The organism is Pediococcus stilesii (genome assembly GCF_001437075.1).
Lineage (GTDB): Bacteria > Bacillota > Bacilli > Lactobacillales > Lactobacillaceae > Pediococcus > Pediococcus stilesii.
In genome coordinates this window covers 69,337-92,092 of the sequence record NZ_JQBX01000002.1, presented here as the reverse complement: position 1 = coordinate 92,092, position 22,756 = coordinate 69,337, and the positions used below count along the sequence as shown (strand labels likewise).

The following is a 22,756-nucleotide window of genomic DNA, read 5'->3' as shown; positions in this document are numbered from 1 at the left end:
TTAAATGAAACATTACATAGTGGAGTGATGAGTATGAAGAGACATGATTTAACTGGACAACGGTTTGGTTCTTTGACAGCGCAAAAAATTATCGGTAAAGATCAACATGGATTGATGATTTGGAGTTGTCTATGTGACTGTGGAAATATGGCAGAAGTTACGTCGACAAATTTACGATTGGGCCGCAAATTAAATTGTGGAACGCGAAAAAATCATCTAAAAAATAATTTGATTGGTCAGCGGTTTTCTAGATTAACCGTTTTTGAATACGCGGGTCGGCAAAGAAGCAATGGGAATAGTTTGTGGAAATGCAAGTGTAGTTGTGGAAATGAAACGATCGTTGATAGTAATGCTTTGAAAAGTGGCCGAACTAGAAGTTGTGGGTGTTTACGTAGGAAAGCATCATCCAAACGGATTTTAGATAATCCAGCGATGATTGCTTCAATGCGAAGCTCCAATTCTTTTCGTGATTGCAATGGTAACCCCGTTCAGTCCGTGATTAAAAGTTCCCGAAATAAATCCGGTGTTATTGGAGTTTCTCATGAAGAAAAAGAGGACAAATGGATTGCGCGATTAATGGTTGATGGGAAATATGTATTGAACGCGAGGTTTGATTGTTTCAATATGGCAGTTAGCGCGCGAAAGAATGCCGAGAATAAATATTTAAAAAATGCTCAGAAGTAATTGTAATTAATTAAGCAAACATAATAAAAAGTTTAGCAAAGTTGACAGTTGTTATCAGATAACGTAGAGTGATGGTATCATCTTCATAGATGTATTATTATTAATGTATTTTGTGAATGCAGATGTGTGGAGCATTCATTTGTTAAACCCGATTATTTTCAATAATTATCCAAGTTATATGCGAACTTGGCGATAGCAACGTTAATCAACCAATTCCAAAATTTGTTATTCAGACTTTGCGAGACACTGTTTTATGATGTTCAGACTCTTTTTGGGTAGCTTTGAGAACGTTATTAAAAATAAATTCAACAGAATAAGTAAGTGTCGAAATCGATACGCAGACTTTAATAAAAAATGAACTATTAATAATATAAATAAATCCCAACCGATTAGTTAATGTCGGTTGGGATTTTTTAATACATTAACGGCGTACAACGCCAATTTCAAATTCAGCGGTAATCTTTTTAAGACCGGTATTTAGAATAGCATCTTTGCGGTCTCGGGCCTGCCACGTGAGAGGCGTCATGTTAAAAAGGGCGGTGAATAGTTCCGAATTTAATGGGAATTCATAACTTAATTTGGAAAATTGAACGTCTTGATAGTGTTCAATAAAGTGATTTTTAACAAGCGAGTTATCGTAGGTAGCATGCTTTCCATTGGGATAGACTAAGTGGCGAAGTTCTTGAAGGTAGTGGTTACCCGGAATAACCTTAACGAGAACACCCCCGTTGGCCAATGTTCGGTCAAACTCTGAATAATTGGCAGGAGATAGGATATTGACAATGGCATCTAATCCATGATCAGCAAATGGAAGATGCGCCAAATCTCCGACCATGAATAATGGATAAGGAACGGGAGCAATACCTGATCCAGCAATATTAATGGCAGGTTTTGAAATATCTAAGCCAACAAAGTCTCCATTTGAATGCTGAGCCATCCATTTTGTAGTTGTTCCTTCACCAGATCCGGCGTCCAAGATGAGGCCACCATTTAGGTTTGATACAACTTGTTCCATCATTGGAGTAAAAAATCCAGCCGTCAAAAATTGATGTCGATAGTTTAGCATTTCAGCCGTATATTCCGTATTAACCGGAGCATTCAAAAAGAACAGGCTCCCCTTTTTAGCGATATTAAAAGAATGGTTATTAACACAGATTAAAGTGCCGGATTGAACTTCAGTGAAGTTCGATTTACAGATCGGACACTGAAAATTGGGGAGTTGCTTGCTAATAAATTGTTCTGCTAATTCAACTTTATTCAAAATTTGACCTCATTTTTAAAATATATTAAGTCTATTTTAGCATTTACGGAGATCTGGAGAAAGCTCATCAAAATGGGCGATTGTTTCACTCCAGTGCTGAATGTAACGGAAGAACTGGCATTTACTGCGTTTTAGTACTGAATTACTAAAATGGTTATCGGAAATTGTTATACTAGTTTAGTAAACTAGTATAATTAGTTATTGAAATGAATGGAGCAATTAACATGATTAATAAAAAAGTAGCAGTTTTGGTAGATTCTTGTTCAGATGTCCCCAAGGAAGTAATAAATAAAGAGTTTTTTGAAATGATCCCAATGGAGGTTTTCTTTGGGGATGAGGAATATCAGGATCGAGTGAACATTGAACCGGATGAATTTTACCAAAAGCTTTTAACCGAGAATTTGGTACCCACAACGTCTAGTCCAAAAGGGGAGTTTATTAGTGAAGCCTTTGAAAATCTGATCGCTAGAGGTTACACGCAGGTAGTTGCGATTTGCATTTCTTCAGGGTTATCTGGAACGGCTCAGCAAGTTGAAATTTATGCCGAAGAATTTCCCCAGCTTCAAGTTAAAGTGATTGATACAAAAAATATCGGGATTGCCAGTGGTTTCGCCGCTATCCGCGCGAGTGAATTAATTGAAGATGGGTTAGAATTTGATAAAATAATTGAAGAAGTGCAGCGGGTCGTTAAGCAGACTAAAGTTTTCTTCTACGTACCGACCTTGAAGTATTTGGTAGCAGGTGGGCGGATTGGCCGAGTTGCTGGTTTAGTAGGATCAATTATAAATTTGAAGCCGATTATTTCTTGTGATGAACATGGTATTTATTATCCCGTGGCCAAAGCTCGTGGAGAAAAGAAAGCGGTTGGTAAAATGCTTCAATTGGTTGATGATACGATCGGAAACGCTCAAAATTTCAATCTGGCGGTCGTTCACGGAATGAACCCAAGCTTAATGGAAACAATTAGTAAAGAATTTAAAAATAAGTATCCCAATGTTGATAAATTTTACAATGGTGACATTTCTCCCGCTCTGGGCGTCCATACGGGTCCAGGATTAATCGGAATTGGGGTCCAAATCATAGACTGAGAGGCATTATGAATTCACAACAATTAGAAAAATTTTCCAAAATGCAATTGCCACTTTGGGATAAACTACCATCGCTAGGGTTACATTTAGATCAGGTAATTGGTTTGGCCAACGGATATTTGGAAACGTTAGAAGTTGATCCGTTAACCTCAACGATGATGCATAATTATCTGAAGCAATCGGTAATCATGCGACCCGATGATAAGCTATACGGCAGAATGCAGTTGGCGGCAGTAATCGTGATTGGATGTCTGAAGAGTGTTTTAAGTTTGGATGAAATTCGACGAGGATTTGAAGTCGAACTTAAAAAGAATAGTCCTAAAAAAGCATATGATAACTTTGTTCAAGCTTTTAATAATGAAATAACTTACATCTCGCAGAGAAAACCACGTAATTTATGGATTGACCTAATGGAAGAAAACGAGACGGTTTCGTTGCAACACAGTGCGATTATTTCAATGTTGACTAAAAAAATGGCACAGGATGCATTAACTAATTTAGAAGAAAAATAATTGAAGTAAATCTTAAGGTTGAATTAAATTAATTTTAGCGTTAAGATATCCTTTGTATTTAAATATTCGAATATTCGAATGGAGGAGGGATAATCATGGAACATAGCGAGGCACTTGACGCGTTTAAAAAGAATATTCCGCTTTTGGATGCACTTTCTGACGAACGACGTCAACAAATCATGATTACGTTGGGTGAGAGTGAATTGGGATTAACTGTAGGAGAGTTAACGGCAAAGATGAATTTATCTCAGCCAGCGGTTTCTCACCATTTGAAGCAACTTAAAGATTTACAACTTGTTTCAGTTCAAAAGAATGGTACGAGTAATATTTATAAATTAACAATCGGACAGGCACTAGATCAGGTTCAAGAGCTTGTGGATATATTGAGAAATGATGAAAAATTATTTAATAAATAATTTTTGTCAGCACCTTTAATTTGCACATCCGAATGTAAGAATATATAGCAAAAGGAGAAAGCAGTTCATGATTCGCAAAGAGTGGAAGTTTATTGGAAAAAATCGGTTAATTCTGATATCCGTATTGGCAATTATTTTCATTCCGTTCCTATATAGTATTTTCTTCTTAAAATCAGTATGGGATCCGTATGGGGATACAAAGAATTTACCAGTTGCCGTGGTTAACCTGGATAAGTCCGTTGACTATCAAGGGAAAAAGTTGGCAGTTGGGGATCAGATGGTCTCAAATTTGAAGAAAAACCACCAGTTGGGCTGGCGTTTTGTTTCAAGTGAGAAGGCTAAGGAAGGGATGAAGGATAAGAAATACTACACGGTAGTAACGATTCCTGAAGACTTTTCGGCCAACGCCGCAACATTAACGGATAAAAATCCAAAGAAGATGCAATTAAAATATTCAACGAATGCTTCTTTGAATTACATTGGTAAGGTTATTAGTGATGTTGGAACTGAAAAATTAAATGCTGAAGTACGCCAACAGGTTACTAAATCTTATGCTACGGCGATGTTTGATCAAGTTAAAAAAGCCGGAAAAGGGTTTAACGATGCTGCAACTGGTGCCAAAAAGCTTAAAGACGGCGCTGTTCAGTTAAATGATGGAACAAAGCAATATACAGCGGGCGTCACACAAATCCACGATGGCCTTGCAACAATGGCGGTTAAAGTTGCCGATCTCCCAGCTGGAGTTCAGAAGTTGACGGATGGATCAAGCCAGTTAGCGGCGGGATTAGATCAGTTAAATGGTAAAACGGGAGAATTGGCCTCTGGAGTTTCACAATTAGCGAATGGATCGGGCCAAGTAACAAGCGGAATCGGGACTCTTCAAAGTAAGTTAAGTTCGATGCCATCTGCCGTTAGTCAATTAGCGAACGGATCGGGTAAAGTAACCCAAGGACTGGGCGTATTAAATAATGGAATTCAACAATTTTCTGACAAAACAGGTGCGTTAGTTACGGGTGTTACTCAGTTGAAAAATGGGCTATATCAACTTGACGTTAAAGTACCTCAGTATACCAATGGTGTATATCAATTGAATAGCGGGATTCAACAACTTAACGGTCAGACGGGCCAATTAGTTGGAGGAATTCAACAACTTTCAAATGGTGCGGGTCAATTAAACGCTGGCGTTAAAGCATACACTAGCCAAGTGGCAGGAGGAACAGCAGCACTTAAGAGTGGTGTTGCCGATTTAGCAAATAATACGGCAAGTTTGCCAACAAGTATTATGGATTTGAAGAAAGCCGTTGACAGTGTTTCAACAGGTTCAAGTCAGCTTTATGCTGCTAATGGTAAAGTTTCGGCCGGACTACAACAAGTATCTGACCAACTGAATGCATCTGATATTACTAAACAAGCCAGTGCATTAAAGGGAGAATTAGGATCAATTAATTCACAACTATCCGCATTATCAAGCGCAATTTCTTCAGACGCTAGCGGATCGAGTTCAACGGCTTCAATTAGTGGTCAATTGGCTAAAATTAAAGGTGACGTTGGAGCACTTGCAACGGCAACCACTAAGACAACTACTCAGACTGGGAGCGCTTCTTCAGGGGTATCACAGGCATCAATCAATGCTAAAATTGATGGAGCTGGATTGAGCCCAGAGGATGCTGCTAAAGCTAAGGCCGCCTTAGCCGGTGTTGCTGGAACGGGTGCTAGTCAACCAGCAACTACTACCTCAGAAAAAGTTGATACAGGCAAAATTGCAAGTATTCAAAGTGAAATCAGCACAGTTGAAGGACAAATTTCGAAGTTAAATAGTCTTTCAGCTAAACAGGCCAGTTTGAATGAGAAGGTATCAAACTTAACAGGTTCGTTCCAGAAGTTAGCATCAAGCGCCAGTGCGTTGTCATCTAATTCAGGTGATATGACGCAATTAGCGGCAACAATTAAGACGTTGGCTAAAGGATCACAAGATGTGACTGACAACTTAAAGGTTCTTTCCACTGGTGCAGGCCAAGTTTCGACTGGTGTAGATAAATTCTCAGGATCAGCCGCTAAATTGGCTGATGGAGTTTCAGCATTAAACAACGGTGCAAGTGCACTTGCAGATCAAACCGATAAAAATTCAAAAAATGTTGCTAAATTAGTTGAAGGTTCACAGAGCTTAAGCGATGGAACAGCGTTGTTAAATAGTCAAACTCCTAAGTTAACAACTGGAGTGGGCCAATTAGCAGCGGGAGGATCACGACTCGTTGCAAATAATGCTCAACTTAATAGTGGCGTACATCAGCTTTACAGCGGTGTTGCCGCACAAAGCTCGCAGATGCCAGTATTGGTTAGTGGAGTTCATATGTTACTTAGCGGTAGTAATCAATTATTGGGTGGTTCTTCCCAAGTAACCGGAGGATTAAATCAACTTAATAGTGCCGTAGCGGCAATGCCAGCTGGAATCAACAAATTGTACAACGGTTCTTCCCAAGTAACCGGGGGATTAAATACACTAAATTCTCAGGTTCCGATGCTAGCTTCGGGCGTACAAAAACTAGATTCAGGAAGTCATGATCTAAATGCCGGATTGAACACGTTAAATGGCAGCACAGGAGAACTTGTTTCCGGTGTCAACCAGCTTAATGATGGCGCTGCTAAATTAGATGCTAATTCAGCCCAATTATTAGACGGAAGTAAGCAATTAAGCGATGGGAATGGTACGTTAGCGTCAGCACTATCAGATGGCGCGAAAGAGGTTAACAGTACACCACTAACGGACAAGACTGCCGATATGTTTGCTGCACCAGCTTCTTTGAAACATAGTGATTATAGTTACGTACCAAATTACGGTCATGCTCTGGCTCCTTACGTGCTTTCATTAGCATTGTACGTTGGAGCAATCGTCTTTAACTTTGCATATCCAATTCGCAAGGTTTCCGAACGTGGTGGAACAGCAACCGATTGGTTCTTAAGTAAAGTATCCGTTGGAACGGTGGTTGCGATCGCAATGGCCTTAATCGAAGCCACCATCATGATGATGGCTGGTATTCATGTTGATCACGTTGGACAGTACTATATCACCGCAATAATGATCGCGTTAACGTCAATGTACATTGTCATGTTCTTATCAATGGCCTTTGATAATCCAGGGCGTTTCGTTGCGATGCTACTATTGATGCTTCAACTTGGTGGATCCGGCGGAACTTTCCCAATGGAAGTTACAAACCATTTTTATAATGTAATTCATCCATTCTTACCATTAACGTACTCAATCTTGTCATTCAGGCAAGCAATTACTTCGGGATTAGGCTCAATTACATTCGCACAATCAATGTGGGCACTACTAGTCTTTTCTGTAATTGCATTAGCACTACTATGGTTTAGCATGGTTAGATTACAAAAACGACATCTAGAAGGTAAGTCACAACTAGATGATAATCAAAAATTACAAGAAGTTGAAAGATAAAAAATATTAAAAATCCATCACTCTGAAAAGCGGAGTGATGGATTTTTTAGAAAAACGAATCCCTTTACGTTAGTGCAATACTGTATAATGAACTAAACGAGGTGATTATTATGAAACATATGAAAAAGCCAGAGAAACGCTCAATTGGCTCAATTAATTCGATTGTTTGGATTGTTTTAGCCCTACTAGTGATATTTGGTGGCTATAAATTCTTTTATCCTAATCATGTAACAAATACAGAATCGGTAGCTGATAAACAAAGTAGCTCGAAGATTACTAAAACAGAGGGATCAAGTTCTGAATCAAAAAAAGCATCAACGTCTGAAAAATCTACCAATAAAAATAAGATTTGGACAAATAAACAAGATTCAGAATTGGCAACGGCAATTTCAAGTTGGGAACAAACGATGGGTCAGTCATACCAAGGCACCAATAAAAGCAAATCCGTTAGTTTTGGTGGTGTTAACTTCCCTTCGTTTATATCAGAAGGACCAATTTATGTTAATCAGCAAGAAGTATCAATGAAGTGGACAACAAGCAAGAAGGATGACAGTGATTACAAAGTAGTCGCAGCATATGCGGGTTCGATGTACTTATATTTATTTACATTCCATAATAATGCCCCAGAAGTTTTAGTAACTTCTCAGTCTGCGAGCGATGGGATGAACTTTAAGGTTACCGAGAATGCACAATTAGTTTCGAGTTTCGAAAAGATTGCAGCAGAAAATAGTAATATTTAAAATTAAAAATTCATATTTTCCTCCGTCAAGTGGCGATTGATTTACTATAAAAGTGAATTAATTGAATAAAAGTACTTTACTTACGAAAAGTAAGTGATATACTGAGTCCATAAACAAATTGACTGGGGGATTTTTATTATGACAATGGTAAACGGATATGAACAAAGCGATCGCGAAGAAAAGATTGATATTCTAAACTTGGAATCACTAGAAGGCAGAGCAAAGGAAATTATCCCAACCGGTGGTTTTGGCTACATCGTTGGTGGTTCCGAAGATGAGTGGACATTAAAGAAAAATCGCGATGCGTTCCATCATCGTCAAATTGCACCAAAGGCTTTAAGTGGAATGGAAAATCCAGATTTAAGCACAAATGTATTTGGTATCCCATTGAAGACACCAGTTATGATGGCTCCAACGGCTGCTCAAGGTTTAGCACACTCACAAGGTGAAAAGGACACTGCAAAAGGAGTTGCTGCTGTTGGCGGATTGATGGCACAGAGTACTTACTCTTCAACCTCAATCGCTGATACTGCGGCGGCTGCGGATGGTGCTCCACAATTCTTCCAACTTTATATGAGTAAAGATTGGAGTTTTAACGAGAGTCTACTTGATGAAGCAAAAGAAGCGGGAGTAAAAGCAATTATTTTGACGGTAGATGCAACTGTTGATGGCTACCGTGAAGCTGACATCATTAACGATTTTGCTTTTCCAATTCCAATGGCTAACTTGACCAAGTTTTCTGAAGGCGATGGACAAGGGAAGGGGATTGAAGAAATTTATGCTTCCGCTGCTCAAAACATCAAACCTGAAGATGTTCGTCGAATTGCTGAATACACGGATCTCCCAGTAATTGTAAAGGGAATTCAAACTCCTGAAGATGCAATTCGTGCAATTGACGCTGGCGCTGCTGGAATTTATGTTTCCAACCATGGTGGTCGTCAATTAAATGGTGGACCTGCATCATTTGACGTTCTAGAAAGCATCTCAAAGGCTGTTAATGGACAAGTTCCAATCATTTTTGACAGTGGCGTACGTCGTGGATCGGATGTATTCAAGGCTCTTGCAAGTGGTGCCGATTTAGTTGCATTTGGTCGTCCAGTAATTTATGGTCTTGCTCTTGGCGGTGCACAAGGTGTTCAAGCGGTATTTGATCATATTGATCATGAACTTGAAATCGTAATGCAATTAGCTGGAACTAAGACGATTGAAGACGTTAAGAAGACACATTTATTAGACATTAAATATTAAGATCAATTAAGTTCTGAGAACTGTTACTAAAGCCCTACTCTGCGTGTATTCGGAGTAGGGCTTTTTTGTTTAATCTAGTAGATTAATATCGGCAGAAACTGAACTTTCTTGGTAAGGGAAGTGAGATTCTGAGAATTCAAAAGGGGTAACGATTTAATTGGATTACAAGTGACAATTCTGATGGCGTTAAACTTTTATTTTAGGCATGAAAATAACTAATAATGTTCAAAATCCATTGAATCGGGTTTGATTTATGCGACCATTAAATCGTTTTAATTTTAAAAAATAGCTCGCAAAAAAAACTAAATATGGTAATATGAAGTTGTACCAGGAAACCGCTTTCATTAGCGTATTAAGGGGGTTGGATTGTGCGTTATATCACATACATGGGAACAGATGCATATACGAATATTGCAACGGACACGTGGCTACTAAATAATTTACATGAGAAAGAACCGGTATTTTCACTTTGGCAGAATAACAACGCCGTAATTGTTGGGCAAAACCAAAATACTTTTGGCGAGGTTAATCAGGACTTTATCGATGAGCATAAAATCGAAGTTGTTCGCCGAGTTACCGGGGGTGGCGCGGTTTATCATGACTTAGGTAATTTGAACTTTACCTTGTTTGTGCCAATTGAATCGTCTGCTAACGTAGACTTCAAGCAATTCTCAGAACCAGTTTTAGAAGCATTACATAAATTGAATATTCCGGCCGAAGCAACCGGACGGAATGATTTGGTTGTTAACGGAAAGAAAATTTCAGGAGTTGCTCAACGTTACGCAAATGGCTATCTGATGCACCACGGAACACTATTGTTTGATAGTAATGTCGACACAATGGTCCGTTCACTCAACGTGGCCGATGAGAAATTTATCTCCAAAGCCGCTAAGTCGGTACGAAGCCGTGTCGGAATGATTAAGGACGCTGCCCCAGAAGGGTTAACTCTTCAAGATTTTTGGGATGCGGTTCAGTATGAATTAACGAATCATGGAAAAGACTCAGAAATTGTGTTAACTCCTGCACAAAAACAGGAAATTATTCGTTCAGCGGCTGATCAATTCTCAACATGGGATTGGAATTATGGTAAGTCACCTAAGTTTAATTTTAAAAATCATGCAAAATATGATGGTGGAATTATCGAAGTTCAGGTGCAAGCCGATGCTGGAATAATCCAAGATATCAATTTTACTGGTGATTTTCTCGGCTTACGTGACTGGCGGGAAATTAAAAACCAATTAGTCGGGCTGCCATTTGAAGTTTCCGCAATTCAACCGGTATTTGAACGCAATGAAGATGGTCGGTATTTTGGCAGCATTACTACAGAAGAATTAATAAAATTATTTGAAGCTTAGGAGGTTTGATTATGGCTCTAACAGATGACAACAAACAAGTATTGGATTTTAATCTACAGTTGGAACGTCAAGATACAAGTTTTCCAATGCTACAAGTTTTAAACAACGATGGTGAAATTGTCGATGAAGACGCACTCAAACGTGCCGATTTAAGTGATGATCAACTGGTCGAATTAATGAAACAAATGGTGTTCAGTCGGACGTTGCATGAACGCTCATCAAAACTAGCAAAACAAGGACGACTCGGATTCTACGCACCAACAATTGGTGAAGAAGCATCCCAAATTGCCTCTAACTACGCTTTTGATAAGGGCGATTGGCTTTTCCCAGGATACCGTGATATCCCACAACTAGTGATGAAAGGATGGCCAATTTATAAAGCATTCTTATGGTCACGAGGTCATTACGAAGGAAATGAATTCGAAGACGTCAACGGATGGATGCCACAAATTATTATTGGTGCTCAATACGTTGAGGCAGCTGGGGCCGCATTGGGATTAAAGAAACGTGGCTTACCAAATGTTGCATACGCTTACACTGGTGACGGTGGAACATCGCAAGGTGATTTTTATGAAGGAATGAACTTTGCTGGAGCATATAAAGCACCCGCTGTATTCTTCTCGCAAAATAATGAATACGCAATTTCAACACCAAGAACTTTACAAACATGCGCATCACACTTAGCTGCGAAAGGTTGGGCAGCAGGACTTCCAAGCCTAGTAGTTGATGGAATGGACCCAATTGCAATGTACTTAGCTGCAAAAGAAGCAAGACAATGGGCAATTGATGGAAACGGACCAGTATTCATTGAAACAATTACAAATCGCTTAGGACCACATTCAATGTCAGGTGATGATCCACTTCGCTATCGGACACAAGATGAAATTGATGCATGGACAAAGAAAGAACCACTGATTCGTTTCAGAAAGTATCTTGAAAGCCGTGACTTGTGGTCAGAAGATATTGAAAACGACTGGATCGATGTTGTCAATTCACAAATTGATGATGGAGTTAAAGAAGCTGACGGAATTGCTAAACAAAAGATTTCAGACTTTATTGAACAAACATTGGAAGTTCCAGGTCAAGCTGCACAAGAACAAATCAACAAATTTAGAGGGGAGGGCAAGTAATCATGGCTAAAAAAACTTATATTCAAGCGATTACAGAAGCTCAAGACTTGGCACTTGCTAACGATGAAAACGTACTTATTTTTGGTGAAGATGTTGGTAAAAATGGTGGTGTATTTAGAGCTACCGATGGACTTCAGGAAAAGTATGGTGAAGACCGTGTTTTCAATACTCCACTTGCAGAAAGCGGAATCGGAGGCATGGCAATCGGTTTAACGACCCAAAATTATCGTCCAATTATGGAAATTCAGTTCTTCGGATTCGTATACGAAGTAATGGATTCAATTGCTGGACAAATGGCTCGTGGTCGCTTCCGTTTCCACGGTACTCGTAAGTTCCCAATTGTGGTTCGTTCACCATATGGTGGTGGAACAAAGACACCTGAAATGCATGCGGACTCATTGGAAGGATTGATGGCGCAGACACCAGGACTACGTGTTGTGATGCCAGCAACGCCTGAAGATGCAAAAGGACTACTATTATCAGCAGTTGAAAGTGATGATCCAGTTATTTTCCTTGAAAACTTACGATTATATCGTTCAATTCGTGGAGAAGTACCCGAAGGATATTACACAACTCCTCTAGATAAAGCAAAAGTTGTTCGCGAGGGTAATGATGCAACAATTATTACTTATGGTGGAATGGTGCATACCAGTCTCGCAGCGGCTGAAGAACTTGCTAAAGAAGGTATTGATGTCGAAGTAGTTGATCTCAGAACGGTCAGTCCACTTGACCTAGATACAATTGGACAAAGTGTTGAAAAGACAGGACGCGTTGTTGTGGCTCAAGAGGCACAGCGCCAAGCTGGTATCGGTGCAATGGTTATGAGTGAAATTAGTGAACGCTTCATTATGAGTTTAAAGGCTCCAATTGGACGCGTTGCCGCACCGGATTCAGTTTATCCATTTGCTCTAGCAGAAAATGAATGGCTACCAAAAGAAGACGATATCATCGAAAAAGTTAAGGAGGTCGTGAACTTTGACTGAAATTTTTAAAATGCCAGATATTGGCGAAGGAATGGCTGAAGGCGAAATTGCAAACTGGTTGGTAAAGGTCGGAGATACCATCAAGGAAGAAGACGCAGTCGCCGAAGTTCAAAATGATAAATTATTGCAAGAGATTTTATCACCATATGGTGGGAAAATCACTAAATTATTTGTTGATGCCGGAACAGTTGTTAAAGTTGGTGAACCTTTAATTGAGTTTGATGGAGACGGTAGCGGCTCTGCGGCCGGTGGTGAGGCACCAAAGGAAGAGGCAGCTCCGGAACCAGAGGAAGCTGCGCCAACTAAGGCAGAAGAAGCTAATGCACCGGATGAAGTTAAAGTTGGAACAGAAATCACATCAAATGGACAAATTCTTGCAATGCCTTCGGTGCGTGAATATGCGCGTCAACATGATATTGACCTAATGCAGGTTCCAGCAACTGGTCGTCATGGACATATTACGATGGCGGATGTTGAAAACTTTGAAGGAAATGCTGCGCCTACACCAGCACCAGCTGCACCAACGCCTGAACCAACTGCGGCACCAGCTGCTCCAAGTGCGCCAGACGCACCTGCAAAACCTGCTGAAGTTAAAGCCGGTCGTGTACCGCTATCTCCAGTTCGTAAGGTAATTGCAAAGACGCTTTCAAATCAAGCTCAAACGATTCCACATGTTACGGTGATGGATGAAGTTGAAGTTTCAGAATTGATGAAGCTTCGTGATCAATTTAAAGAACAAACAAAACAAAAGGGTTACAAACTAACATACATGCCATTTATTGCAAAGGCGCTTGCTGGAGCCGCACGTAAATATCCTGAACTTAGCGCAATGGTTGATATGGATAAACAAGAAATTGTTTACTATGAAGAGACTAATGTCGGTTTCGCTGTCAACACTGATAATGGTTTATTTGTACCAAATGTTAAAAATACTGGTTCTAAATCTATCATGCAGGTAGCTCAAGAAATTGATGATTTAGCAATTCGCGGTCGTGAAGGTCAATTAACACCAGCTGAACTTCAAGGTGGTACAGTGACAATTTCTAATATTGGATCTGAAAGTGGTAGTGGATTCTTTACACCAATTATCAACCCCGGTGAAAGTGCAATTCTTGGAATTGGTCGAATCCGGAAAACACCAATTGTTAACGCCGATGGTGAGTTAGCAGTTGGAAATACCCTGAAATTATCACTTAGCTTTGATCATCGTTTAATTGACGGTGTTCTAGCGCAAAAGATTATGAACGAGCTGAAGGCAATGTTAAGTAATCCTGCCTACATGCTGATGGAGGTTTAGTCATGGTTGTTGGTACACAAGCAATTGATGTTGATACTTTAATTATTGGATCAGGCCCTGGCGGCTATGTTGCAGCGATTCGTGCCGCTGAACTAGGGCAAAAAGTTGTAATTGTTGAACGTGATTTTATTGGTGGGATTTGTTTGAATGTTGGATGTATCCCATCAAAAGCTTTGATTCAAGCTGGTCACTTGTATTCACAATTACAGCATGGTAATCCCTTTGGAGTTTCAGTAAGTGATTCCAAATTAGATTTTTCAAAGACACAAGATTGGAAACAACACCAAGTAGTTGAAAAGCTTACTGGTGGTGTTGAAATGTTGCTGAAAAAACATAAGGTGGAAATTGTTCGAGGCGAAGCTTATTTCAATGATAATGAAACCGTTAATGTAATTAATGGGGATGATTCACACGTTTATCGTTTTAAACAAGCTTTGATTGCCACGGGTTCACGTCCCGTTGAAATTCCGCACTTTAAATTCACGGGCCGTGTAATTGATTCAACCGGTGCACTAAATCTGAAGAAAGTTCCAGAACATCTAATCATCATTGGTGGTGGTGTGATTGGGGCTGAATTGGCTGGGGCTTACATGAACCTCGGATCAAAGATTACAATTATCGAAGGACTTGATCACGTTCTTAATGGCTTTGATAGCGAAATGATTCAGCCTGTTTTAAATAATTTCAAGAAGAACGGTGTTGAAATTATTACGGAAGCAACGGCCGTAGAAGCTAATCAAACCAATGATGACGTAACCGTTACTTACGAAGTTGATGGGACTACAAAGACCGTGACGGGAGACTATTGTTTAGTTTCAGTTGGCCGTCGTCCAAATACGGACCAGCTTGGACTAAATAACACCGATGTTAAGCTTGATAAACGGGGACTGATTGAAGTTAACGATTCAATGCAAAGTTCTGTCAAACATATTTACGCAATTGGTGACGTGGTTGCCGGTCCGGCGTTGGCACATAAAGCTAGTTACGAGGCCAAAGTAGCAGCTGCCGCAATGAGTGGCGAAGATGCCCACGATACGCACTATGTATTACCAGCTGTTGCTTACACAAACATTGAATTAGCAACCGTGGGTGAAACACCACAATCAATTTCTGAAAAGAAACTAGATGCCAAATCAAGCAAATTCCCATTTGCTGCCAGCGGTCGTGCGATGACAATGGACCAAACGGAAGGATTCATTCGACTTGTTACAGATAATCCAACTGGCGGTATTATCGGTGCTCAAATTGTTGGTCCGGAAGCTTCAAACTTGATTTCAGAACTAACGTTAGCCATCGAAAATGGGTTAACAATCAAAGATATTGAATTAACAATCCATCCACATCCAACATTGGGTGAAGAAATTATGGATGCCGCAGAAGTGGCAGCCGGATTGCCAATTCATATATAAGAAGATGTGAAAGAAGACGGGTAGACGTTGAGTATTTGCCTAATCAGACGAAATAGTCACGGATTTAGTGGGTGTTTTGGGTGATGTAGCAGAACGGAAACGTCTGTCTTCTGAAACTCAATTAGTACTGTAAAGTCATAAAAACAATTTATTTTAAAAAGTTCATAAAAGTTTTTCAAAACCAAATATCAGTCAAAAAATCCATCATTCAACGTCCGAATGATGGATTTTTATATGAAAGTATAGTACTTTTAATTCGACTTTTACTTTGGAGGATGTGATTAACTTTGAAAAGAATATGGTTAAGGCTGGTAGAAAATACGGTGGTCTACTTAGCGCTATTTTATTTTGTTAATTTAGACCCCAATTTCGTCTTTAAACCGCAAATAACGGTGTTTAACATCTGGCTTACAGTGTCATGGTTGATCCAGCCGCTAATGCTAAAACGTGGATTTTACATTAAATTTCACGAATCTAAATCCCTCGTTCGTCAAAATATTGAAAATCAAAATCGCAACTCAGGAATAAATCTGAATCGAGCGATGATTCAACAAAACTATCAATTTAGTGACGATAAAATTAATATAGTTGCAGCAATTAGTTTGATGATTATTAATGTAATGTTAAGGCCACTAGTATATGGATATTTCTTGATGAAGAAAAGATAACTGTTACTTTTAACCACAATTGAACTTCAAATAAAAGAGCTTTAAACTAATAATTACTTTTCGCCATCTGGGCTAATTCATCATTACTCCTTAACCATTAAGTCCTGAAATAAAGCCTTGGAAGAAACTTGTAATCGTTGGGATTGATGTAATTATTGTTGAAATAACCAATACAATGATCAAAATTCTATCGGTTCTCGCTAATTGTTGTAAATTACGTAATTTGAATAAAATAACAACGGCTAAAATAAGCGAAAGTACTGAAAAAAGATCAATTAAAATTTCCATAAATGACGCCTCCACTCAAAATAAAGTTAATTAAAAATACTTTTGAACAACGCCATTATACGCTTTGAAAATTATTAATTGAATAATAATGGCTTTGATCGGACGGCAATTTGCATTCTATGACAATAGTTTTATTATTGAACACAAAACATGGAAGGAAGGTCACAAATTAATGGACAAGAAAATGTGGGCGATTGGGTTTCAGGAGCATTTACCAATTGATGATGAAAATAGCTTATTTAAATTTGAAATGGACGTGCCGACGCCTAAAAATCATGATTTACTTGTTGAAGTTGAGGCAGTGTCGGTTAATCCAGTTGATATTGCTGTGAGAAGGGGCACCGAAAAACTGACTAATCCTAAAGTGATTGGTTGGGATGCAGTTGGAACCGTGATTTCTAAAGGATCGGAGACCACACTTTTTGAAGTTGGCGACCGCGTATTTTACGCCGGTTCGTTTAAAAGATCTGGAAGCGACAGTCAATATCAATTAGTTGATGAGCGCATTGTCGGGCATGCTCCGAAAAAAATTTCGACAGCAGAGGCAGCGGCAATGCCGTTAACGTCATTAACAGCGTGGGAAGCACTTTTTGAGCAGTTGGCGCTTAGTCCAGATGGCGTAAGTGAAAACACAGATAAATCAATTTTAATAATCAACGGTGCCGGTGGAGTCGGGTCGATTGCAACCCAGTTGGCTCATAAAGCGGGATTACATGTAATCGCATCTGCTTCTCGTCCAGAAACTATCCAGTGGTGTCTGGATCATGGTGCCGATCAGACGGTTAATCATCGTCGTAACCTTGTGGATGAGGTTCATAATTTAGGTTATCAAAATGTTGACTATATCTTAGAACTAAACAACGTTGATGCTCATTGGGATGAGATGGTGGAGTTAATTAAACCAAGCGGGCATATTTGTTCAATCACGCAAAATCACCAGCCTGTAGATTTGAAAGCACTAAAACAAAAACGGGTCACTTTTGCGTGGGAGTGGATGTATACAAAATCATTTTTCGAAACGTCAGATATGGTGTCGCAACATGAAATTCTAGAAAAAGTGTCAAAAATGTTGGATAACGGAGCGTTGGTCTCAACACTAACGCAACAGCTTAGTCCGGTTAATGTCGAAAATTTAAAAAAGGCGCATGAACTTGTTGAGAGTGGGCATATGATGGGCAAAGTGGTTATTACACAAAATGGTAATGGAAAAACTAAGGCATTAAATAAATACTAACCCTCATAAACCACAAACAGTTGAAAAGGAGCCATAGTTAATTTGCTATGGCTCCCTTTTATTAATCTTCGTCTTCTATTTCAAACTCATCTAAAAATTCATGAAATTTTTGGGTTCGAAAGTATTTTTTATATAAAGTATTAATGCTGGCTTTCGATTCACGGCTTGAGTACGTAACGGAACTATTTGTAATTGTGATATCTGCCGATCGTTGAAAATAATCATTTTGTTCAACACCGGCAGTGAATGTAATTTTATTATTGGTTGTGTCTTCGACAACGTTATAAGCAACTGGTTCGATATCATCATTTAGACGAGATAATTGCCCATTAGACTGCATTAGATTATAAGTCGCTAAAGCCATTGTAGTTGCAGTAGAACGATGTTCCGATTTGTAACTAGAACTGTGACTTGAAAGGGCAGTATCCTGTTTGCTAGAACTTGACGTTTTAGTTTTGGCACAGCCCGAAACACCGACTAGGGTCAATGACGCAAGTGCAATAAAAAAAGCTTTGGTTAATCGATTCATAACGTTCCCTCCAATTCTTTTGAAAAGGCTTACTTTATGGTATCGATTATAACAAAGCTTTTTAAATAATTCTACGGTTATGATTTTTATAAAGGACCATTAACGAGATTCAAGCGATAAATTAATGGTATTGCCAAGAAAGTAGATAACAAAGGCGCCTGCTAGCATGACGACCAATTCACCTAAACTTACCGTTAGCCAAGTATATAAGAAAGGTGATTTAAGAACATACGTTAGCTCGAGTGCGACTAAAAAGCCCATTAAAACGGTGGTTATCAGGACACAAATTGCTAACTGAATCCGGCGGTCGGTAATTTTTTTAGTCACAAAATAGACGACGGTTAAGGTAATGACGGTGGTTAGGGTTCCCCATGTGATATCAATAATTCCCAGTGTTGATTGAAGATTTGAAATTAAGACTCCGAGTGTGATTCCCCAAATATAACGTTTGTCATAAATAATTAGACAGTTTAGCATTTCAGCGATTCGAAACTGGACGGGCCCGTAGCTAATTGCGGAAAAAACGAAGGTGATTGCCACGTATAAAGCGGCAATAATGGCGGATAAGACAATTTCTCTGGTACTCATTTTGGAACTAGATGACATATTAAATTCTCCTTTATAACGTAATCGTTACTAAATACTATGGCCAAAGGAATCCATTAAAAATGGAAGAAGTGTCATAGGTGGTACAAATTTCTAACGTATTTAATCATACCAGTTTATCCAAAAATCAAAAAGTTAAATTAGTTAATAACTCACTTAATTGATCTGTGTAGTAGATCCTCATTGTACAAGGAAGATAAAGAGAGACAATATAAAATGTAAGTTCCCTTTCAATCTATAGATTATTCTTGGGAATTGTTTTGCAATGATGTCGATATTATTTATGATTATTAAAGTGATGGTGTATTAACGACGGGGGACCTAGTTTCATTGTTAGGACTAGGGTTGGACTGTTTTCTTAGTGAACAAATTGAATATGATTATTTTATCGGCATATAATAGTTGCAATAAGGTGTATAATGAAATCGATTTCAAGTACAATAGTGGGATTTTATACGGAGGCGATATTATGCGATTTAATAGTCTGATCGATGCTTTGTTGGATGAATTTGACGCTAATAATAATGCAGCTTATGAGCAATTAAAGGTAACGCCGAAAATGTTTCAACAAATTAAAAACCATCAAATTTTACCTGGAAAAGATTTTATTGAAAGGCTTAGTAGGTTAACTAATAATAACGAGCTACTTCAACTTTTTAAACAGAAAAGCGAAGAATTTGAGGTGCCAAAACAATTGGGAAGTAAACCTTCAGCCCTTAAAATACTAATTGGCGTTATCACGGTTGGAATTATAAGTGGACTGTTCACAGGCTTTGGTTATCAACCGTTGTGGCTTTTCGTGTTAGTCTTGATTATTGGTCTACTGATAGTTCTGCCGATTTTTTTTAATGAATACTGGCTCGTAGGAAAACTTGAAATGATAAGAACCTTTTTTGACAAAAATGAAATAAAAAAAGTACTACAGCTCTTAAATCTAAAGAAAAAATACGTTAAAAGTTTTAAGTATTCGGACGTTAGTAAGGTAGAGTTGATTTATAAACCGAAGAAACGAATGAGCCCCTTTGATTTCACGGGTGATTATTTTTACATGATTTTTGATATGTCCACGGGGGAAAAACAAGCTTTAAATCTTGAAAAGATGGATTCATCCCGACTGGAAAGCTTTGTGTTTTTCTTGAGTTCTAAGAATATGATCGTTGAGGATCAAAATGGAGTATTGGAAGCATTGGGTCATCACGAAAATCTCTTTGAACATTTTGCGAATGTTGGAGAATAAAATAGAGTTTCTAACTATTTCCGTGTATTATTTGATGAAATGAATTAGTTAAAAATTGATATATCGATTGGGAAACCGTTGCCTGTGAGGTAAACGGTTTTTATTTTGCCTATTTTGGGTTAAAATTAAAAATAGATTAATAAACGATTTTAATTTAATTAAAGACAAACAAGCATCAAGCAATTAAAGCGCCATGAATGATAGTTAATAATTTTAGCTTTAGCATAATAAAAACTATTGTAAATGTTAATTAAATCTCTTTTTTAAAGAAATAAGTCAGGAGAACTCATTAAGTGATAAATCAGAATTTTAAAAATCTATTTTTAGGACGTTCCATAAGTAATATCGGTGATAGTCTTTATAGTGTTGGATTATCTTGGTATATATTTGCGCTGACGAATTCCGGATTTTGGGTCGGCATCTTGAATTTTGCCCTATTTCTACCTAATTTGTTTTCTTTCATGTTGGGTGATTTTATTGAGAGACATAATAAGCAAAAATTATTAATTTATGTTGAAGTTATCCAGGGAATATTGCTGATACCGATCATATTATTGGTTGCACTAAAAGTGAATATTACGATCAAAGCAATTAGTATTTGTATACTAGCTTTTATGATTTCAACGGTGGGCATGAATTCGTATGTTATCCAGGATACAATCATGCCAGACCTAGTGCCTCAAAATAAACTATCTAAAGCGTCCATGTACATGTCGTTTGCTTACAATACAATGGATTATATTGGAAATGCCCTTGGAGGAGTCTTACTGAAGGCATTTAGCGTACTGTATATTTTGGTTATTGATATTGTATCGTTTTTGATCAGCACGTTGTTCTTTATGAGGGTGAAGTCAGACGCCAAAGAACCAGAAGAAGGTGACGACGAACAGTCTTCGATTTTTAGTGGAATGCAATTGATCTGGGAAAGAAAAGATTTACTCGTAATCACCGTTTTTGGTGGATTAGGAAATTTTTTCTTTGGTGGATTGGCTGTTTACGATGTACTGATTGGTAAGGAATTAGGAGGGTCTGGCTTTTATGGAATTATTCTAGCAATCGAATCAATCGGCGTTGCAATTGGGTCAACATTAGTTGCCAATCTATTTTTAAAATTTGTTAATCTGGGAAAGCTATTTTCGGTTAGTAACATCGGAATGGGAATCTTTCTGATAATCTCGCTTATGTTCAAAAGTAATCTGCTATTTTTATCGTTATGGATGCTAGCATTTATCTTCCAAGGATTAAATCGAGTTGTAATCACGCCTTATCTGCAGGTATCAATCGGTTCGGGCCAACGAGCCAAATTCTTCAGTTCTTTTAACACGTTAACAGTAGCTACTTTTCCAATCGGATCGTTATTTTTTGGTGCGTTATCCACCAGAATTGATTGGAGAATCTTTGTCTTCGGTTTTGCCTTGTTTATGCTACTTTCGAGCCTATTATTTATTTTGAATAGGAAAATCTATGAGTTTAAAGAGTCGAAAAAAGAAGATTAAAATTAAACACAGGATTACACGAAAGATTTCAAAAGTGGCGGCTAATGAGAATTGAATTAAACAAGGCCGCTCTTATAATTTGATTATTCGTCCGTTTGGTTTAAAATTTGTTATAGGTATAAAGAAAGCCTTTACATTTACTTGAAAATGAATCATTCTATAATTACAAAGGGAATTTGAGAAGGGAAGTATTTTCATGATTAAACTAAAGAACGAACGCTTAGAAGTTGAAATTGATAACATGGGTGCACAATTAACACATGTTGTCGGAAACGAGAGTGGCTACGATTACATTTGGAACGGGGAAGCATGGAAACGCCATTCACCAATTCTATTTCCATCAATTGGTAAATCTAATAATGACGAGTACATACTCGATGGAGAAACATACCATATGCCACAGCACGGATTTGCCCGTGATTTTGATTGGCAGAAGGTTAATCAAGCTGAAAATCGAGTAATGCTCGAATTGAAAGCTAATGCTCAAACAAAAGAAATGTTTCCTTTTGAATTTACGCTCCAAGTAGAATATAAATTAGACGACAACCGCTTAACTGTGGGATATCGGGTTATTAATAACGACTCAAAAGCGATGCCTTATGCATTGGGATCACATCCCGGATTCAATGTTCCAATTGACGACGACGGTGTTTTTGAAGACTATTCACTAACATTTGGCCCCAACCAAAAGCAGGTTAAAAGATTAGGAATTAATCCGGCCCCATTCCGAGACGGTTCAAAGGAAGTATATGATCAAGTTCAAAATAGTGAGTTGGCATTGAACCATGAAATGTTTGACGATGGCTTGATTATTTTGGATGCTAAGAAGATTGAAAATGTAACTCTACATTCTAATCAAACGGCCCACGAAATTAAGTTAGATGTTAAACAATTCCCATACCTAACCCTGTGGACGATGGAACACGCAACGGAACCATTCCTATGCATCGAACCATTTGCCGGACTACCGGACCAGGCTAGTGACCAGCCAACGGACTGGAAAAATAAAAAGGGAAATAATTTGCTTGAACCAACTGAAAGCCATGTGTTTGAATACAGCATCGAATTTAAATAATGGTTCCGCGAAAGTTGGAGGCTTTACCTTCAAATGTGCGGTCCCA

21 protein-coding genes are annotated in these 22,756 nt (G+C 38.4%); 17 read left to right on the top strand and 4 right to left on the bottom strand.

All coding sequences use genetic code 11. From position 1 onward, the window contains the following. The first annotated feature begins 33 nt into the window (after window positions 1-33). The gene (locus IV81_RS01315) at window positions 34-684 is read left to right on the top strand and encodes a hypothetical protein (RefSeq protein ID WP_057801515.1); all 651 of its coding nucleotides are present in this window, start codon (window positions 34-36) and stop codon (window positions 682-684) included. A gap of 421 nt (window positions 685-1,105) precedes the next feature. On the opposite strand, the gene IV81_RS01310 is transcribed toward IV81_RS01315, so the two are convergent. After that, complete coding sequence (locus IV81_RS01310) at window positions 1,106-1,945, bottom strand: methyltransferase domain-containing protein (RefSeq protein ID WP_057801514.1); 840 nt, start codon at window positions 1,943-1,945, stop codon at window positions 1,106-1,108. Window positions 1,946-2,169: 224 nt separating this feature from the next. On the opposite strand from IV81_RS01310, the gene IV81_RS01305 reads away from it, so the two are divergent. The 12 genes from IV81_RS01305 to IV81_RS01250 all read left to right on the top strand — a co-directional run bounded on the left by IV81_RS01305 (window position 2,170) and on the right by IV81_RS01250 (window position 16,245). Further along, window positions 2,170-3,033, top strand: a complete 864-nt coding sequence (locus IV81_RS01305) for a DegV family protein (RefSeq protein WP_057801512.1) — start codon at window positions 2,170-2,172, stop codon at window positions 3,031-3,033. Window positions 3,034-3,041: 8 nt separating this feature from the next. Next, a complete protein-coding gene (locus IV81_RS01300; RefSeq protein WP_057801510.1) occupies window positions 3,042-3,545 on the top strand; it encodes a DUF1836 domain-containing protein in 504 nt (167 codons plus the stop codon). 95 nt (window positions 3,546-3,640) lie between these two features. Further along, the gene (locus tag IV81_RS01295; RefSeq protein ID WP_420848335.1) at window positions 3,641-3,961 is read left to right on the top strand and encodes an ArsR/SmtB family transcription factor; all 321 of its coding nucleotides are present in this window, start codon (window positions 3,641-3,643) and stop codon (window positions 3,959-3,961) included. A 67-nt stretch (window positions 3,962-4,028) separates the two neighbouring features. Continuing rightward, window positions 4,029-7,415, top strand: a complete 3,387-nt coding sequence (locus IV81_RS01290) for a YhgE/Pip domain-containing protein (protein WP_057801506.1) — start codon at window positions 4,029-4,031, stop codon at window positions 7,413-7,415. 110 nt (window positions 7,416-7,525) lie between these two features. Beyond that, entirely contained in the window at window positions 7,526-8,155 is a 630-nt protein-coding gene (locus IV81_RS01285; protein ID WP_057801504.1) for a DUF4767 domain-containing protein, read from the top strand. A 138-nt stretch (window positions 8,156-8,293) separates the two neighbouring features. Continuing rightward, window positions 8,294-9,403 (top strand): lactate oxidase, encoded by a 1,110-nt coding sequence (locus tag IV81_RS01280; protein WP_057801502.1) that lies wholly within the window; start codon window positions 8,294-8,296, stop codon window positions 9,401-9,403. Between the two features lie 368 nt (window positions 9,404-9,771). After that, window positions 9,772-10,758, top strand: a complete 987-nt coding sequence (locus IV81_RS01275; RefSeq protein ID WP_057801500.1) for a lipoate--protein ligase — start codon at window positions 9,772-9,774, stop codon at window positions 10,756-10,758. A gap of 11 nt (window positions 10,759-10,769) precedes the next feature. Beyond that, window positions 10,770-11,888, top strand: coding sequence for a thiamine pyrophosphate-dependent dehydrogenase E1 component subunit alpha (locus tag IV81_RS01270; protein ID WP_057801498.1), 1,119 nt, complete (start codon window positions 10,770-10,772; stop codon window positions 11,886-11,888). Between the two features lie 2 nt (window positions 11,889-11,890). Beyond that, complete coding sequence (locus tag IV81_RS01265) at window positions 11,891-12,871, top strand: alpha-ketoacid dehydrogenase subunit beta (RefSeq protein WP_057801496.1); 981 nt, start codon at window positions 11,891-11,893, stop codon at window positions 12,869-12,871. After that, a complete protein-coding gene (locus IV81_RS01260) occupies window positions 12,864-14,168 on the top strand; it encodes a dihydrolipoamide acetyltransferase family protein (RefSeq protein WP_057801495.1) in 1,305 nt (434 codons plus the stop codon). The genes IV81_RS01265 and IV81_RS01260 overlap by 8 nt, the downstream gene beginning before the upstream one ends. Before the next feature lie 2 nt (window positions 14,169-14,170). Beyond that, a complete protein-coding gene (lpdA, locus tag IV81_RS01255) occupies window positions 14,171-15,577 on the top strand; it encodes a dihydrolipoyl dehydrogenase (RefSeq protein ID WP_057801494.1) in 1,407 nt (468 codons plus the stop codon). A gap of 287 nt (window positions 15,578-15,864) precedes the next feature. After that, window positions 15,865-16,245 carry a hypothetical protein gene (locus IV81_RS01250; protein WP_057801492.1) on the top strand — a complete coding sequence of 127 codons (381 nt, stop codon included), beginning with the start codon at window positions 15,865-15,867 and terminating at the stop codon, window positions 16,243-16,245. Between the two features lie 90 nt (window positions 16,246-16,335). Here the strand turns inward: IV81_RS01250 and IV81_RS01245 are convergent, their stop codons facing one another. Next, window positions 16,336-16,533 carry a hypothetical protein gene (locus IV81_RS01245; RefSeq protein WP_057801490.1) on the bottom strand — a complete coding sequence of 66 codons (198 nt, stop codon included), beginning with the start codon at window positions 16,531-16,533 and terminating at the stop codon, window positions 16,336-16,338. A 172-nt stretch (window positions 16,534-16,705) separates the two neighbouring features. Between IV81_RS01245 and IV81_RS01240 the strand changes: the two genes are divergently transcribed. Beyond that, on the top strand, window positions 16,706-17,767 hold the full coding sequence (locus IV81_RS01240) for a zinc-binding alcohol dehydrogenase family protein (RefSeq protein ID WP_057801488.1): 1,062 nt from the start codon (window positions 16,706-16,708) through the stop codon (window positions 17,765-17,767). Between the two features lie 61 nt (window positions 17,768-17,828). On the opposite strand, the gene IV81_RS01235 is transcribed toward IV81_RS01240, so the two are convergent. Both IV81_RS01235 and IV81_RS01230 read right to left on the bottom strand, forming a co-directional pair. Continuing rightward, entirely contained in the window at window positions 17,829-18,296 is a 468-nt protein-coding gene (locus IV81_RS01235) for a hypothetical protein (RefSeq protein ID WP_057801486.1), read from the bottom strand. A 99-nt stretch (window positions 18,297-18,395) separates the two neighbouring features. Then, window positions 18,396-18,902, bottom strand: a complete 507-nt coding sequence (locus tag IV81_RS01230; RefSeq protein WP_057801484.1) for a QueT transporter family protein — start codon at window positions 18,900-18,902, stop codon at window positions 18,396-18,398. Window positions 18,903-19,371: 469 nt separating this feature from the next. On the opposite strand from IV81_RS01230, the gene IV81_RS01225 reads away from it, so the two are divergent. From IV81_RS01225 to IV81_RS01215, 3 genes are all read left to right on the top strand, one after another. Then, entirely contained in the window at window positions 19,372-20,139 is a 768-nt protein-coding gene (locus tag IV81_RS01225; protein ID WP_057801482.1) for a hypothetical protein, read from the top strand. A gap of 293 nt (window positions 20,140-20,432) precedes the next feature. Beyond that, entirely contained in the window at window positions 20,433-21,635 is a 1,203-nt protein-coding gene (locus IV81_RS01220) for an MFS transporter (protein ID WP_057801480.1), read from the top strand. Window positions 21,636-21,831: 196 nt separating this feature from the next. Continuing rightward, window positions 21,832-22,710: an aldose 1-epimerase family protein gene (locus IV81_RS01215; protein ID WP_057801477.1), complete on the top strand. Its 879-nt coding sequence runs from the start codon at window positions 21,832-21,834 to the stop codon at window positions 22,708-22,710. The last annotated feature ends 46 nt before the right edge of the window (window positions 22,711-22,756 follow it).

Bases quoted from the DNA above. Each gene is read 5' to 3' on its own strand.
- IV81_RS01315 (WP_057801515.1), top strand. From the start codon at position 34: ATGAAGAGACATGATTTAACTGGACAACGGTTTGGTTCTTTGACAGCG.
- IV81_RS01305 (WP_057801512.1), top strand. From the start codon at position 2,170: ATGATTAATAAAAAAGTAGCAGTTTTGGTAGATTCTTGTTCAGATGTC.
- IV81_RS01300 (WP_057801510.1), top strand. From the start codon at position 3,042: ATGAATTCACAACAATTAGAAAAATTTTCCAAAATGCAATTGCCACTT.
- IV81_RS01295 (WP_420848335.1), top strand. From the start codon at position 3,641: ATGGAACATAGCGAGGCACTTGACGCGTTTAAAAAGAATATTCCGCTT.
- IV81_RS01290 (WP_057801506.1), top strand. From the start codon at position 4,029: ATGATTCGCAAAGAGTGGAAGTTTATTGGAAAAAATCGGTTAATTCTG.
- IV81_RS01285 (WP_057801504.1), top strand. From the start codon at position 7,526: ATGAAACATATGAAAAAGCCAGAGAAACGCTCAATTGGCTCAATTAAT.
- IV81_RS01280 (WP_057801502.1), top strand. From the start codon at position 8,294: ATGACAATGGTAAACGGATATGAACAAAGCGATCGCGAAGAAAAGATT.
- IV81_RS01270 (WP_057801498.1), top strand. From the start codon at position 10,770: ATGGCTCTAACAGATGACAACAAACAAGTATTGGATTTTAATCTACAG.
- IV81_RS01265 (WP_057801496.1), top strand. From the start codon at position 11,891: ATGGCTAAAAAAACTTATATTCAAGCGATTACAGAAGCTCAAGACTTG.
- lpdA (WP_057801494.1), top strand. From the start codon at position 14,171: ATGGTTGTTGGTACACAAGCAATTGATGTTGATACTTTAATTATTGGA.
- IV81_RS01245 (WP_057801490.1), bottom strand. From the start codon at position 16,533: ATGGAAATTTTAATTGATCTTTTTTCAGTACTTTCGCTTATTTTAGCC.
- IV81_RS01240 (WP_057801488.1), top strand. From the start codon at position 16,706: ATGGACAAGAAAATGTGGGCGATTGGGTTTCAGGAGCATTTACCAATT.
- IV81_RS01235 (WP_057801486.1), bottom strand. From the start codon at position 18,296: ATGAATCGATTAACCAAAGCTTTTTTTATTGCACTTGCGTCATTGACC.
- IV81_RS01230 (WP_057801484.1), bottom strand. From the start codon at position 18,902: ATGTCATCTAGTTCCAAAATGAGTACCAGAGAAATTGTCTTATCCGCC.
- IV81_RS01225 (WP_057801482.1), top strand. From the start codon at position 19,372: ATGCGATTTAATAGTCTGATCGATGCTTTGTTGGATGAATTTGACGCT.
- IV81_RS01215 (WP_057801477.1), top strand. From the start codon at position 21,832: ATGATTAAACTAAAGAACGAACGCTTAGAAGTTGAAATTGATAACATG.